Source organism: Marinomonas alcarazii (genome assembly GCF_003208215.1).
Classification (GTDB): domain Bacteria; phylum Pseudomonadota; class Gammaproteobacteria; order Pseudomonadales; family Marinomonadaceae; genus Marinomonas; species Marinomonas alcarazii.
On the sequence record NZ_QKLW01000006.1, the window covers coordinates 230,159 to 244,429 of the forward strand.

Genomic DNA, 14,271 nt, shown 5'->3' on the forward strand with positions numbered 1-14,271 from the left:
TGTGCAATTAAGCTTAGCCTTTTGGTTTTAGCGAATAACCTATGCGTGACACACCATTATGGTAAAGCCAGCCAAATAAAATAATCAGCAAGCAACCAGTTAGTACGGTATTGAAGAGAAATACCCAAGACACTTTCAGCGATAAGATCAGCAGTGGGTTAGCTCCAGCGGGAGGATGAAGGGTGTTTGTTAGCATCATGATGGAAACACCTGCTCCTACACTCAACGCCATGCTCAGAGGCGTCACATCCCAAAATTGTAATGTTATTAGGCCTATTGTGGCCGTTATTAGATGGCCTCCTAAAATATTTTTAGGTTGAGCCAGAGGGCTTTTAGGTAAGGCAAAGAGTATCACCATGGTTGCGCCAAAAGGTGCCATCATGCCGATGTATTCTGGTGCCGTTTCAGCCCCTAACGAAATAATAAAAATGCACAGTGCAGCACCGACACCTGCAAGAAAAATGGTGAAAAAGCGTGATTGGTAGAGCCGTTCTAAAAAGTGTATCGACATGTTGGGCTTCCTTACATTTAATAAAAAGTAGACCGACTGGTCTCCTTTTATGGTAGACAAGTCTGTCCACTAATGTCAATATTATTATCTGTTTATAAAGGGGAGATACAGTGACCAAACCTGATTTATTGATACATGCTGCGTTTAAGTTGTTTTATCAGCATGGTATTCACGCGGTTGGAATCAACACTATTTTGGCGGAAACAGGCGTAGCGAAGAAAACACTGTACCATCATTTTGCCAGCAAGGAGGCATTAGTAGAGGCGGTTTTGATCTATCGCGATCAAGTATTTATGGATTGGTTAACATCGAGGATGATGGCAGCCGGTGAAGGTAAAATGGCGGTATTAGCCTTGTTTGATGCGCTTGATGACTGGTTTCACGATAGAGTTGAAGTTTTACTTCCATTTAAAGGCTGCTTTTTTGTTAAAGCCAACGCTGAATTTTCTGATCATACGGTGAACGATCTTTGTCAGCGTCATAAGCAAAATATCACGTCCTTTATACAAGCGAATCTTGTTGGTGATTCTTCAGAATTATCAGCAGCCTATTTGGCCCAGAGTATCAGTGTGCTAAAAGAGGGAGCGATTGCTCAAGCGTATGTTGCTGGTGACTTAGATGCGGCGAAGAGGGCAAAAGCCATGGCTGTTGCCCTCTTGAAGTGAAATTTTAGATCTGTATCTTATTTTCAATCGTCATCGTTTGCGCTGTTGATGCGAGCCAATCTATCTTGTTCTTCTTCAAAGGCGTCTTGGATTTCTTGTAACACAGAGTCCACATCCGCTTCTTCGGTCGGCTCTTCGAAATGACCTGTTAACTCTGTGTGTGCTGTTAGCTTGCCTGCCTCAAATAGTGCCCACATTTCTTTGGCGTATTTGGTTTCCAGCAGTTCTGGTGCAAACATACCGTAGTAGTTGCGCATATTGTTTACATCGCGTTCGAGCATCCATTCGGCATTATTGTTTGCTACAGCGTCAACCGCTTGTGGTAGGTCGATTATGACGGGGCCATGGGAGTCTACCAAGACATTGAATTCTGATAGATCTCCGTGAATGATGCCTGCAGACAACATGCGAACAATGTCTTTTATTATGGCGTCATGATCGCGCCTTGCTTGCTCAGGGGTAAGCACGACATCGTTCAGGCGCGGGGCAACATCGCCACTATCATCGGTGACGAGCTCCATTAATAAGACACCATCGAAGCAACCATAAGGCGTCGGCGCACGAACACCGGCTGCGGCTAAACGGTACAGAGCGTCGACTTCAGCGTTTTGCCATAGGCTTTCTTGTTCGTCACGTCCAAACTTAGAGCCTTTTTCCATCGCTCTCGAACGACGGCTGTTGCGAACTTTTCTGCCTTCACGGTATTGAACAGCTTGTTTAAAGCTACGTTTACCGGCTTCTTTATAGACTTTAGCGCAGCGGATCTCAGATCCACAGCGAACTACGTAGACAGTCGCTTCTTTTCCGCTCATTAATTGTCGAAGTACTTCGTCTACTAAGCCGTCTTCGATGAGTGGTTGTATTCTTTTAGGGATTTTCATGCGGCTCGTTATACAGTGATTAGGTGGCTAATGAAACAACCAGGAACAGAAAATAGACTTTTTCACTGGTGTTACGAAATCGTGTTTATCTGCCATTACGGTTTTATTCGTTGATTTCACGCTTGTTATATTCGCTCCTCACCAGATATTCGATCATTTCATTGATTTTCATGTTCTTTTCTTCTGCCAGCGCATTGAGCTTTTGCTTGGTATTAAGCGTCATGCTAATGCTGTAAGGTTTCTTGCCGCTGGATTTCTCGCGAAACTTTTTCTGGCTCCAGGCTTTCTTCATCTTATCAATGATTAATTCTTTACGGTCTACGTTATCAGATAAATCTATAGTAGCAATAACTGCCGCTTTTTTTTCTGTATCTGAGTGCGGTACCCAGGCCGGCTCTAAAGGTCTTTGAGTGATATTTTGAAGATAAGACCATGCCCAACGCCATTGTGTTGGGTTGTTTTCCTCCAGCCAATTGATCAGCGTATTACGGCTTTGAACGTCCTGCCACTTTACTTTCAGTGTCTCTAATATGTCTTGCTGCTGTTTTTGATCGGCTTCGCCATCATAAAAGGCCGTTAATATGTCGGTTTGCCTCTCTGCTGCTGTTTCCCTTTCAATAATAAAGGCCTTATTTGACAGCAATTGTAGTGAGTTATGGGCATCGTCGGTGTCGAGTTCTGGTTTTTTAGAGAGGCGTTTTAAATAGCACCACAACCAGTTGCATACACGTTCATCTTTTTTATCGATCCATCTGAAATAACTCGACGGCAGTTGTGTTGATCTAAAAGCGGTACGCATTTGCGATGCAAAGTTTTTAGGGGCTCGATTTTTATTAATTAAGGTTTCTAATTCTTCGTTGAGTTTCAACAAACGCTCTTCGAGCGACTCCCCTCGTAAATTTCTGGCTGAGCTTGCTTTTATTGTCTTCAGTAAATAATCCACATAAAAGGCACATTCTCTTTCTGATGCTGCTTCTAAAACTTCTGAGTTGCTTCTAATCATGCGACAGACCTTTTTAGTTGTTTTATGCTCAAAAAATGCAAAATATTACTGTGTAGAGTTTTTCGTAAACCTTACGTGTATTTTTGTAGATTTACAATAATTTTACAGTGAATTTATGGATTTTAATCCCTCTTATACGGTTTCAAATTTAATAATTTTGACTTAATTGAGGCTTGGTTCTTTTGCGAAAAGGTTGGATCTAGATGTTGGGGATGATTATGAAAGGAGCGGTTTCTGGTATTTGTGCGGTTAATAATATTGGACAGGGAGGTTCCGTACTTAATTTTAGATAAGGCTGTTTTAAATATATGTGGGGTTACTAAGTGAGAAAATAACCTTATATATCAATAAGTTTTTATATCTTTCTATTAATCTTTTTGGGTGTAATCCAATGAAACACAGATACCTCGCCCCTTAGGGCTGGGTGTTTCATTGGTTGCAAGAAGTTAATCTATTTAGATTGGCTTTTTAGAGCGCATTGGCTGGTTTTTCGTATGGAAAAGCTTGGGTAAAGAAGCTTATCTAAGCTTGGGAGGCTCGTATGGTGTTTCGGCCGGATTGTTTGGCATCATAAAGATGATCATCCGCAATTTTGAATACGGCTTCTTTTGAGGAGGCTTCATGAGAGTGGCCAACACCAATACTAACCGTAATGTTGGCAATATCGTCGATAACAAGTTGGCTGACTGCCAGTCTTAGATTTTCGGCGAGGGTCATTACTTGCTGTGGTGTTCTATTCAAAGTAAGTACGACAAATTCTTCTCCGCCCCAGCGGCACAATATATCATTCGGATGGATAGATCGTCTGATTTTACCTGCTATGCTGGTAAGTACTTTGTCGCCAATAAGATGGCCATTAAGGTCATTTACCTGTTTAAAATGATCAATATCGATGATGAGGATTGCGTAATTCTTCTTTTGTTCCGCTGAATCAAGGTTAAGCTCATTAAACACCTTCTCAATTCCGCGTCGGTTTAGTGCTCGGGTGAGTACATCTATATAGGCAAAGTCTTCAAGCATGTCTGCGCGGGCTATCACTTGGTCTGTTGTAACCCTCAATTTGATAACCGTCCACAATAAGAAAATATAAATAGCGTGGGCTATGGCCATGTTTAATGTGACAACAAGCGCTTCGCCGGTAGTATGGTTTTGTATCAGGGCAAAGTAATGGCCTGTAATGGTGGCAACAAAAACAATAGCGGTTGCTGGAGCGGCCTTTTTGACGTCAAGAAAAAGATAGACGATGACGTAATTTAGTCCGAGCCACTGCGCCGAGTTAGAAAATTGGCCATTACCGGGTAAATGGTGCCAAATACTGCAGCTTATTAAGTAACCTGCAACAACGAGGTAGGCAAGATAATGTAAGCTCTGCTGATTGGCACGTGAAAAACTAATTAGGTAAATCAGAATAAATGCGGTTATACATATTGGATAAGAGAAGGCGTCAAATACTGCAATAATACCGCTGTAAGCATCAATTGCCCAGATTGCACTAAAACCCAAAATGGCAACAATCAGTAACTGACGGAACAAGGGTGGGGAAATTTGGGCCGCAGTTAATTTCTTATCTATGCTTTTGTTCGGCTGAGTTTTCATCATTAGGTTTATAAAGATATATAGGAATGTAGAGTATATCGTTTTTGCATGATATAGGCTTATGGAAAACTACACTATGCAACTTAAATATAGGTTCAGCGCCGCTTTCGTTTCGTTTTTTTGTCTTTTGATGAAGAAAAGCCAAGCGCTTTGGCTCTTAGCTCTTTTTTAGAAGGTTCACGTCGTTTTGTTGGCTGATCGATATTATTAAGGTCGGGTTCGAAACCAGGAAACCATTGCGGGATGAATTGCTCATTAAGCAGCTTTTCAATGTCGGTTAGTAGGTAGCGTTCTTTTTCAGTAACTAGGCTAATAGCAATGCCCGTTGAACCTGCTCGCCCAGTTCGTCCTATTCGGTGGATATAGTCTTCGGCATTGTAGGGTAATTCGTGGTTGATCACGTACTGCAGTTGTTCTATATCAATGCCCCTGGCTGCCACATCGGTGGCAACGAGAGCACGCACTTTACCATGTTTAAAGTCGGTTAAGATGCGATCTCTTGCGCCTTGGGATTTGTCCCCATGAATGGACTGAGTTGCGATCCCATCTTTTTCCATTTCTTTTGCTAGTTCATCCGCGCCTTGCTTGGTGCGAGTAAAAATAAGCACCTGCTGCCAGTTTTTTGAGCCAATGAGGTAGGAAATAAGCGCACTTTTACGGTTTTTATCTACCGTATAAATGGTTTGTTCGACCTGAGTCGCGGTGGTGTTGCGATTGTCGACTTCGATCAGCTGAGGGTCTTTTAATAGCGTTTTGCTTAGTGCGAAAATTTCGTCATTAAACGTTGCTGAAAAGAATAGCGTTTGGCGGGTTTCAGGCAGCTTTTTTAATATCCTTTGGATGTCGATGATAAAACCCATATCCAACATTCTGTCGGCTTCATCCAGCACCAGTGTTTTCAGGCAGCTTAAATCGATGAGGTTTTTCATTATCAATTCAAGTAGGCGGCCAGGTGTTGCGACCAGTACTTGGCAACCCTTTCTAAGGGCATCGAGCTGGACATTAATACTGGCACCACCGTAAGCCACTACAGATTGAACAGAAGTATTCGCGCTGTATTTTTCAAAACTTGCGTGAACTTGTTGGGCCAGTTCACGTGTTGGAGTAAGTACTAGAACTTGGATCGCACAAGGGTTATCCCCTTCTGTAGAAAGAATTTGATGTAAAAGAGGCAAGGCGAATGCCGCGGTTTTCCCCGTACCTGTTTGTGCGCCTGCCATCAGATCTTTATGAGCAAGCACCGCAGGAATCGCTGCCTGTTGAATAGGTGTAGGGGTTTGATATCCAAGGTTCTGTACTTGTAGAAGAATGTCTTGATGAAGTCCTAGTGACGCAAAGCTCATGGGGGTCCTGCTGATAATAAAATGCAAAGTTAAGGAGTATTGTAGCACTTTGCTTTTCATACGGATGAGCTTTTATTGAGCGTAGACAGGGGCGGTACACAATACGAAAAAAGGCAGATCTAGTGTAGATCTGCCTTTTGGTGATTTGCGTGTCATGGGGGAGATGACGAGTCGATTATTTCGTCGCTACGCTGTAGTCCATGACTAACTCATTATTTTTCTTCCATGCGTCCTGCTCTTCTTGAGAGGCTTTAGGAGAGAAAAAACCTAATTGCGCATAGCATAAACCAAGCACAGGAGAGACCCAACAAGCAAAGGCTAATGGGATATAAAGTAAGTTTTCAAAGTTGCCGTCACCGATGCTTAAACCTAAAGCGCCAATAACAAAAGCACCACCGGCATTCCAAGGAACAAGCGGAGAAACTAATGTGCCACCTTCTTCGATTGCTCTTGAAAGGTTCAGCGTTGAGTATTTCATACCACGATAAACTGGCGCATACATACGGCCTGGTAGCGCGATAGATAAGTATGGGTCACCTGCGACTAGGTTAGTGGCAACAGAAGTTAAAGTAGCGGAAGTCTGAACGCCTTTGAAGGTTCTTACCTTGGTCATAATGGCGCTGATGATGGCCTCTAAACAGCCCGTTCTTTCAAGGGCGCCGCCAAAACCAAGTGCAATCAAAATCAAGGAAATAGTCCACATCATTGACTGGATACCACCGCGATTTAAAAGACTGTTGATCGCATCTGAGCTTGTGGTAATGGAGTAACCGCTGTTGGCGTAGGTGATGATGTCATGGACGCCAGCACCTTGAGTGATGGCTGCAACCACCGCACCCGCTAGGACGCCTGCAAACAAAGATGGAATAGGAGGCATGCGTCGCACAGCAAGTACGATAACAACCAAAGCTGGGGCCAGTAACCAAGCGGAAATTTCGAAATTATTCTGCAAAGAAGAAGTGATGGCGTTAATGCGTTCAAAAGAACCGTTATCGTTGCCGATCAACGTGAAGCCTGCGATCAAATAAATAACCAAGGCTATCAACATCGCTGGAATAGTCGTTGGCATCATGTTTTTGATGTGGGAGAACACATCGGTGCCTGTCACTGCAGGAGCTAGGTTTGTGGTGTCAGACAAAGGTGATACTTTATCGCCAAAGAAGGCACCAGACACAACCGCGCCGGCTGTCCAATACATAGGTATTTCAAAACCCGCACCAATGCCCATAAGCGCTAAACCAACCGTGCCCACGGTTCCCCATGATGTGCCAAGTGACAGAGAAACCACAGCACAAAGAAGCATGGCAGCCGCAAGGAAAATCTGTGGTGATAATAGCGTTAAACCGTAATAAATAAGTGTTGGAACCGTACCACTGGCAATCCACACACCGACCAGCATACCGACAAGAATCAATACCGAAACGGATGGCATAGAGACGTGAATGACATTGAATATGCCTTTTTCAATTTGTTTCCACTTCAAGCCTTGCTTGATACCAACCAACGAGGTGAGAGCTAAACCAATGGCCAGAGGAATGTGTGGGGTGAAATCACCGAAGTAAAAGATTTGAATACCTAGTAACGCAAGCGTCAGTACAACGGGAATAAGAGCAAGCCCTAAGCTTGGCTTGTTAGTCTCCGTAGATTCTGTGTTTATCGACATAGAGAGTTCCTTTGCTTTCTTTTTTTATAGAGAGTAAAGAAGAGGGTGACATGAAAGCATGCAATCTTCTTCTTTGCTTTGAACAAGTTTTAGCAGGAAGGCTGAATTTATTCACAAACAAGTCGTAATACTTTGTATGAACAATGTGAAAGCCAGATGGGAGTATTAAGCGACATTTTATGGACGTTATAACGGTATATTCTAGAAGGAAGCGCAATGGCAAACAGTCTAATAGGAAAACATTGCCATTATTTTCGCCGCTGTTTTTAGGCAAATAAACAACGCCCTTGGCTATTTATAAAGTCGTTCTAATTCCTTGCGCTGTCTCTGATTCACAAGGCAGTGCGTAGATACATTGGCCGGTTTTTGGAAAAGTCATAATCTTTTGTGCCGCATATTATTAGACAAGGAGAGGCTTTTCTTAGGCTGGTTAAAGGAGCAAATTTGCACCTGCGTCATTAAATGGCTTTGTTTGATAATGTCACTCTACTAAATAAACACATCTTGTTTACAAACTGGATTTTCATTTACATTTTGTTTATATATTAGAGGTCAAATAGAGTTCTTATCTTTCTCCGCCTTAGTTGTTATAGTTCTGGAGCAAGTCACCTAATAACTTGTTCAATATGACAAAATAACGATAAAAATGACCATGAAATATTGGATCTAACTTACACCTTGTGCAGTGCATCACTATGTTAAAGTCAGACAGTAAAATCCTCATTGTTGACGATTCAAGTGTCATCAGAGAGACCTTAGAGAGTTATTTTGCAGAAGAAGGTTATACCGTCATCAGTGCTGAAACAGCTGAAGCTGCAGAGTTGTTACTGAGCGAGCAAGAGTTCGATCTTATCTTGCTGGATATCCGTTTGCCTGGCAAAGATGGCTTAACCTTGACGAGAGAGCTGCGAAGCCGCTCTGAAGTGGGCATTATTTTGGTTACCGGCAAACAGGACGATATTGACCGTATTATTGGGTTGGAATGTGGGGCTGACGAGTACGTTTGTAAACCATTCAATGCCCGTGAAGTCTTGGCTAGAGGCAAGAACCTGATTCGTCGCGTCCAAAAGCAGCGAGAATTGTCTAAAACAGTGGTTGAAGAGCCTGTGCTGCAAACGATTGGAACATGGCAACTGGACACGTCTCGACGAGTGTTAGTGAAATCTGACCGCAGTGTGAGCCAATTGACGGAAGGGGAATTTCAACTGCTGTTGGCGTTAAAGATGAGCGAAGGGGCCGTCCTAACCCGAGACCAATTAATGGACAGGATTAAGAATCGTACGTGGAACGCCACAGATCGGACCATTGATGTCTTGATCGGACGAATTCGCCGCAAGTTAAGCGAAGACCCTTTATGCCCTCAAATGATCATTACCGTCCATGGTGTTGGTTATCTGTTTAGTCATCCTGTGCAAGATGATTGCTAATGCTGGCTGTTGCATATAAGAGGGCACTGGCGGTTATTTTGGTGGTAAGCGCTTCTGTGCCTGCGTTGGCAGAGTCGTCGGCTGAGTTAGATGGGTTATCTGGTTCAACGGTACGAGTGTGTGGTAACAATGCCTATCCTCCGGTTACTTGGATAAACAAAGACCAGCAGATAGATGGTATTAATGTGGCTGTTATTCGACGTTTGCTCGAGCCGCTTAATGTCACCGTTGACACCTATCAAGACAGCAACTGGCGACGCTGCATTAAAGAAGTGGAATTAGGCAATGTCGATATCTTGTCTGGCTTCAAAACGGATGTTCGCCAGCAATCGATGATTTATCTCGATGCGCCTATTATTCGAGAATCTATTTATCTTTATTATCCGCTCGAACACCCCCTTAATTTTGAAGGTTGGGAAGCATTAGCAGGCTTGCGGGTGGGAGTGCTAATGGGCGATAGTTTTGGCAATAAGGTTGACGCTGCTCTGCATAAATACCCCAGTCTTGAATTTGTCTCCACGCAAGATCAAAACTTATTAAAACTGGCTGACAATCGTTTAGATGTTGTCCCCATGGGCGGCTTATCAGGTCAGTTAGACCTCCGTCGTTTAGGGCTAGAGGATAAAATTGGTTACACCGAGACGGATGTAAGTGATTTTTGGTATTTGGCGATTTCCAAGAAATCTTTCTTAGTTAAATGGCTGCCATTGTTAAATCAACGCTTGGAGCAGCTTTTGAAAGACCCTGCAACAGTCCCCAAGCTCGTTACCCAATATCATAAGGTTTACAGCGAAGACCTTGATTTAAAAAGAGGGGGTTCTGGAAACTAATGTCTCGATCATCGAAGTACGCTTTGCTGCCAAATCTTCTACGCTACAAGCAAATGCATCCTCTGGCGTATCGAATTTTTATTAAGCTGTTATCACTCAGTTTATTGCTAGCACTCATTTCTACCAGTATTCAGGTGTTCAATGAATATCGTCGTGAGAAGGCGTCGATGCAGCAGCAAACGGACTACATTACATCGTCTCATATTGAAGGGCTTCGAAAGGGGCTTTGGGATTTGGACAGTGAGCAACTAGAGTTGCAGCTAAAAGGCATTATGAACTTCTCCAATGTTAATGCGGTGACACTGCATTCAGCTGATTGGAAAGAAGGTATTGTCGTCGGCGATAAATCCGCCATTTCTGAGAATAATGGAACGACATTGCCGATTTACTACATTGATCGTTACGGTGAGCCAACCTCCCGTTTATTAGGCGAATTGACGGTTTACCATGATTTGGCTGCGATCCAGTCAAAACTGCTGCGTTCGGCAATAGAGATTGCGCTTTTTCAGAGCATATTGGTGCTCATTAATGGGGTGTTGTTACTGTTGATCGTGCATTTGATGGTGACCCGCCATCTTGAGTACATGGCCAGCTACACGCGCTCTATTGGTGCTGGAAACCTGAAAACGAGGTTGGTGCTACCCCATAAAGCGCCTCGTCAAGACACGGATGAAATTGATGCTGTAGTCAATGCAATGAATGATATGCGGGAAGCGATTCTGGAAGATATTAAACAGAAAGATTTGATTGAAGCCGAGTTGCGTTATCACCGTGATCAGCTGCAAGAACAAGTGAGCCGACGAACACGACGTCTACAAGACGCAAAAGAGGCCGCAGAGAAAGCCAATGTGGCCAAGAGTCAATTTTTGGCGACCATGAGCCACGAAATAAAAACACCATTAAATGGCATTCTGGGCATGGTAGAACTGCTTCAAAGCCAATCTCAGACTCCTCAAAGTGCCGAAAAGCTCAGTGCGATTTATCAATCTGGCGAAGCCTTGTTAGAGATCCTTAATGGCTTATTGGATTATGCTCGCCTAGAAGAAGGCATGTACAGCCCCGAGATACTGCCATTCTCCTTGAGTGAATTAGTAAACTCTACGAGCTTGTTGTTTTTGGCACAGGCTCGTCAACAAAATACCACTCTGACTGTCCGTATTAGCGAACAATTAGAAGACCGTTACCAAGGTGCCGCAGGAGCACTGCGGCAGATATTGTCGAATTTGATTTCTAATGCCATCAAGTTTACTCACGATGGTTCTGTGACCATTAGCGTGGAGCCCGCCCAAGAACATGGGGAACAAGGGCAAGGTGTATTAATTGAAGTAGAAGACACCGGAGTAGGGATTCCTAATCAGTACCTTCCTCATATTTTTGAACGCTTTAGTCAAGCCGATGAAAGCGTGACACGACGTTTTGGGGGAACTGGGTTAGGGCTAGCAATAACGGCTCAGTTGGTACATGTTTTAGAAGGGGAAATGGGAGTAGAAAGTGAAGAAGGGCGAGGCAGTGTTTTCTGGTTTTATATTCCTCTTTTAGCGCTAGATCCTCCAGTAAACTCCAGTGATGATGAGATAGAATTACCGAAAAAGCTGGCGCCTATGTCTATTTTGTTGGTTGAAGATACACCGATTAACCAAGCTGTCACCACGGAATTGTTAGAAAAAGACGGCCACAAGGTCACACTCGCTACAGACGGACAGGAAGCGTTAAATAAAGCGTCTGAGCACCGCTTTGATTTAATCTTAATGGATATACATTTGCCTTTATTAAGTGGCTTAGATGTAGCGAATCAAATCCGTCACATTAACCACATCAATGCACGAACACCTATCGTTGCGCTAACGGCGAATGTGTTACCAAGTAATGTTAAACAATGCCACGACATTGGCATTCGGGCTGTTATTCCAAAACCATTTAAACGCGAATTATTATATCAAGTGATGGGTGAGCAATTAAGCCGGAGTTACCAATTGGAGGAGAGTCAGGAAATTGCGACTGGGCTGATTAACACGAGCCTCATACACTCTCATTTAGCGGCTTTAGGCAAACAGCGTTTGCAGAAACTGGTGTCATTGTTTTCTTCTTCAGTAGAGCAAGGTCTGGAAGAGATGGCGGAAATGAATATCCAGCAAGACTTCTATGAGATTTCTGATATTGCGCACCGCTTGGCGGGGGATGCCGATGCAGTGGGGGCACGGACTTTGGCCGCAGCGTTTCGTGAGTTGGAAAGTCATGCTAGTGCTAATGGCGAAATAGACTTGAGTCGTGATATCGAGAAGTTGACACCACTTTATATTTCCACAATAGCGTTATTAAAAGAAGCGTTAAGCAATGCCTAAAAATCAGTCGGTATTGATTTCGAAGCGCGGCCCATTTTTTGTAAGATTGTTACAAAACTCATCTTTTATACTGTTTAAATAAAGTGTTTCATTAGGTCTCTCGCTTTGTGTGGCGTAGTTGTTGCTTGTACATTATGTACCTGCTTTTGTTTAATTAGATGGAATCTTCTTGCACATGACGATTAAGTCGCGTTTTTTGCTATCTACCACAGGCATCTTGCTATTAACTTGTTTTTTTTCTTGGCTTTCAATTCGTGTGCTTGCGGAAGATCTTGTGGAGAGTTGGGTTGAGCGCTATGCCGAGAAGCAAGCTAGATACGACAAAGCCAGAACGTTATTGCCTCTAATTCAAGAAATAAACCTATCGAAAGAATTTGCAGAGCTGGACTCTTTAAAAGCATGGGCTGAACAGCCTAATAATGAATCTTTAAAGCAACAAGCTTTTATCGATGCAGAAGAGTTCAGAATGCGCTTTGCAGAGAAGTCCTATTTTATTGCCTTGAAAAAGAACGAGCGCTATTACTTCAGCGATGACGACGCATCGGGAAAATTCTATCGCTATACCCTTGAATCTTCAAAGGAATCAGACGCTTGGTTCTATCAAATTATGGAGCACAATCTAGACCTGCACCTTAATGTGAATCCTGATGTAGAGCTAGGAGTGATAAAACTGTGGTCTGATGTGTTAATCCGTCAAGGTGACGAAATTCTAGGGGTGGTTGGGACAGGGCTTGATTTGTCCGATTTCTTAGATCAAATGGTTGAAAAGCAAGATGTCTATTCAGCCATTGTTTTTACCAATTATGAAGGGGCAATTCAGCTTTATCAGCAAAAGGAACTCATTAACTATTCTTCTCTTACAAAAAATGCTGAGGGCAAAAAGCTGATCTTCCAATTGCTCGATAACGAAGAGTCAAAAGAGCGCTTGAAGCAAGCACTTAAAAGCGCGAAAAATCGCCCAAATAAGATCGAAATGACCCGCGTTGATAAAGACGGAACTCATCAGTTAGCCAGTGTTATTTACATTCCCGAAATTGATTGGCTGCAAGTGAACTTTATTGATATTGGACGTTTTCTACCATTGAGCGAGTTTTCAAGCTTGTTTGTTGTCTTCTTTGTGAGCCTTGTTGTCGCCTTAATTATTTTTTATGTTCTGTTGTCATTGATTGTAACGAAACCCTTGGCAGAGTTGGATTTATCGATTCGTCAGCTAGGTAAAAATCGTTATCGTGTTCCCCAATTAAGCTATTTTGCTGGTACTGAAATTAAGCGATTAGTATCCCATTATGAAAAAATGTCGACCTCTCTTTTAGAGTATCAGCACCAACTAGAAGAAAAAGTAAAAGAACGAACGGCGGAATTGAATCGGCTTTCAATCTTAGACCCTTTGACGGAATTGTATAATCGCCGTGGTTTTGAAATGTATATGAAAGAGTATTTAGCGTCCTGGCAAAAGGACCAGAAATCCTTTGGGCTGATTAACGTGGACGTGAACGAATTTAAGCTAATCAATGACCGACTTGGCCATGCAGCTGGAGACTTTGTCTTGCAGAAAATTGCGTCTTATCTATTGAGTGTGGTCGATGAAAAAGGGGTAGTGGCAAGATGGGGGGGAGATGAGTTCTTAATTTTGGTTAGAGATAAGCAAGAACAAGATCGTATTTCTGAACGACTGCGTAGTGATAAAGTGTTGCATGAAATTGACTTTAATGGGGATCGGGTTTCGGTTCAATTTAGTATTGGTAATGCCTTTATTCAGGACCAAGATACATTGGAGTCGCTTTTACATAGAGCTGATAAAGCTATGTATGCGGTGAAGTTTAATCGTCAGTAATCCTTCTGTATTTCAACCACAAATCCCAGCGATATGCTGGGATTTTTTTGTCTATTAGAAGGGGCTTTGTCTTGCTCAAAATGAAGTGACCCCCAATAGTTGGACAACCAACATTGGGGGTTCTTTTTATGTCAAAGTACAGTCGTGCTTTAAAAATCACATTAGCTCAGCAATGC

11 protein-coding genes are annotated in these 14,271 nt (G+C 42.9%); 5 read left to right on the forward strand and 6 right to left on the reverse strand.

Going from position 1 to position 14,271, the window contains the following annotated elements:
• Positions 1-13 precede the first annotated feature (13 nt).
• Positions 14-511, reverse strand: coding sequence for an HPP family protein (locus tag DFP75_RS13510; RefSeq protein ID WP_110576536.1), 498 nt, complete (start codon positions 509-511; stop codon positions 14-16).
• Positions 512-621: 110 nt separating this feature from the next.
• Here DFP75_RS13510 and DFP75_RS13515 point away from each other — a divergent pair, with 110 nt between their 5' ends.
• Complete coding sequence (locus DFP75_RS13515; protein WP_110576537.1) at positions 622-1,176, forward strand: TetR/AcrR family transcriptional regulator; 555 nt, start codon at positions 622-624, stop codon at positions 1,174-1,176.
• Between the two features lie 23 nt (positions 1,177-1,199).
• Here DFP75_RS13515 and DFP75_RS13520 read toward each other — a convergent pair whose 3' ends face one another.
• From DFP75_RS13520 to nhaC, 5 genes are all read right to left on the reverse strand, one after another.
• Positions 1,200-2,057 carry a PA4780 family RIO1-like protein kinase gene (locus tag DFP75_RS13520; RefSeq protein WP_110576538.1) on the reverse strand — a complete coding sequence of 286 codons (858 nt, stop codon included), beginning with the start codon at positions 2,055-2,057 and terminating at the stop codon, positions 1,200-1,202.
• A gap of 103 nt (positions 2,058-2,160) precedes the next feature.
• Entirely contained in the window at positions 2,161-3,060 is a 900-nt protein-coding gene (locus DFP75_RS13525) for a hypothetical protein (RefSeq protein WP_110576539.1), read from the reverse strand.
• Positions 3,061-3,582: 522 nt separating this feature from the next.
• The gene (locus DFP75_RS13530; RefSeq protein ID WP_245927059.1) at positions 3,583-4,659 is read right to left on the reverse strand and encodes a GGDEF domain-containing protein; all 1,077 of its coding nucleotides are present in this window, start codon (positions 4,657-4,659) and stop codon (positions 3,583-3,585) included.
• A gap of 92 nt (positions 4,660-4,751) precedes the next feature.
• Positions 4,752-5,999, reverse strand: a complete 1,248-nt coding sequence (locus DFP75_RS13535) for a DEAD/DEAH box helicase (RefSeq protein WP_110576541.1) — start codon at positions 5,997-5,999, stop codon at positions 4,752-4,754.
• A 175-nt stretch (positions 6,000-6,174) separates the two neighbouring features.
• A complete protein-coding gene (gene nhaC / locus DFP75_RS13540; RefSeq protein ID WP_110576543.1) occupies positions 6,175-7,662 on the reverse strand; it encodes a Na+/H+ antiporter NhaC in 1,488 nt (495 codons plus the stop codon).
• 695 nt (positions 7,663-8,357) lie between these two features.
• On the opposite strand from nhaC, the gene DFP75_RS13545 reads away from it, so the two are divergent.
• The 4 genes from DFP75_RS13545 to DFP75_RS13560 all read left to right on the forward strand — a co-directional run bounded on the left by DFP75_RS13545 (position 8,358) and on the right by DFP75_RS13560 (position 14,095).
• Entirely contained in the window at positions 8,358-9,089 is a 732-nt protein-coding gene (locus tag DFP75_RS13545; RefSeq protein ID WP_110576545.1) for a response regulator, read from the forward strand.
• Positions 9,089-9,919, forward strand: coding sequence for a substrate-binding periplasmic protein (locus DFP75_RS13550; RefSeq protein WP_110576547.1), 831 nt, complete (start codon positions 9,089-9,091; stop codon positions 9,917-9,919). Before DFP75_RS13545 ends, DFP75_RS13550 begins: the two co-directional genes overlap by 1 nt.
• Positions 9,919-12,261 (forward strand): ATP-binding protein, encoded by a 2,343-nt coding sequence (locus DFP75_RS13555; RefSeq protein WP_110576549.1) that lies wholly within the window; start codon positions 9,919-9,921, stop codon positions 12,259-12,261. Before DFP75_RS13550 ends, DFP75_RS13555 begins: the two co-directional genes overlap by 1 nt.
• Before the next feature lie 175 nt (positions 12,262-12,436).
• Complete coding sequence (locus DFP75_RS13560) at positions 12,437-14,095, forward strand: GGDEF domain-containing protein (protein WP_110576551.1); 1,659 nt, start codon at positions 12,437-12,439, stop codon at positions 14,093-14,095.
• Positions 14,096-14,271 lie beyond the last annotated feature (176 nt).

Coding starts and splice junctions, on each gene's coding strand:
- nhaC (WP_110576543.1), bottom strand. CDS start 7,662: ATGTCGATAAACACAGAATCTACGGAGACTAACAAGCCAAGCTTAGGG.
- DFP75_RS13545 (WP_110576545.1), top strand. CDS start 8,358: ATGTTAAAGTCAGACAGTAAAATCCTCATTGTTGACGATTCAAGTGTC.
- DFP75_RS13550 (WP_110576547.1), top strand. CDS start 9,089: ATGCTGGCTGTTGCATATAAGAGGGCACTGGCGGTTATTTTGGTGGTA.
- DFP75_RS13520 (WP_110576538.1), bottom strand. CDS start 2,057: ATGAAAATCCCTAAAAGAATACAACCACTCATCGAAGACGGCTTAGTA.
- DFP75_RS13525 (WP_110576539.1), bottom strand. CDS start 3,060: ATGATTAGAAGCAACTCAGAAGTTTTAGAAGCAGCATCAGAAAGAGAA.
- DFP75_RS13530 (WP_245927059.1), bottom strand. CDS start 4,659: ATGATGAAAACTCAGCCGAACAAAAGCATAGATAAGAAATTAACTGCG.
- DFP75_RS13510 (WP_110576536.1), bottom strand. CDS start 511: ATGTCGATACACTTTTTAGAACGGCTCTACCAATCACGCTTTTTCACC.
- DFP75_RS13535 (WP_110576541.1), bottom strand. CDS start 5,999: ATGAGCTTTGCGTCACTAGGACTTCATCAAGACATTCTTCTACAAGTA.
- DFP75_RS13560 (WP_110576551.1), top strand. CDS start 12,437: ATGACGATTAAGTCGCGTTTTTTGCTATCTACCACAGGCATCTTGCTA.
- DFP75_RS13555 (WP_110576549.1), top strand. CDS start 9,919: ATGTCTCGATCATCGAAGTACGCTTTGCTGCCAAATCTTCTACGCTAC.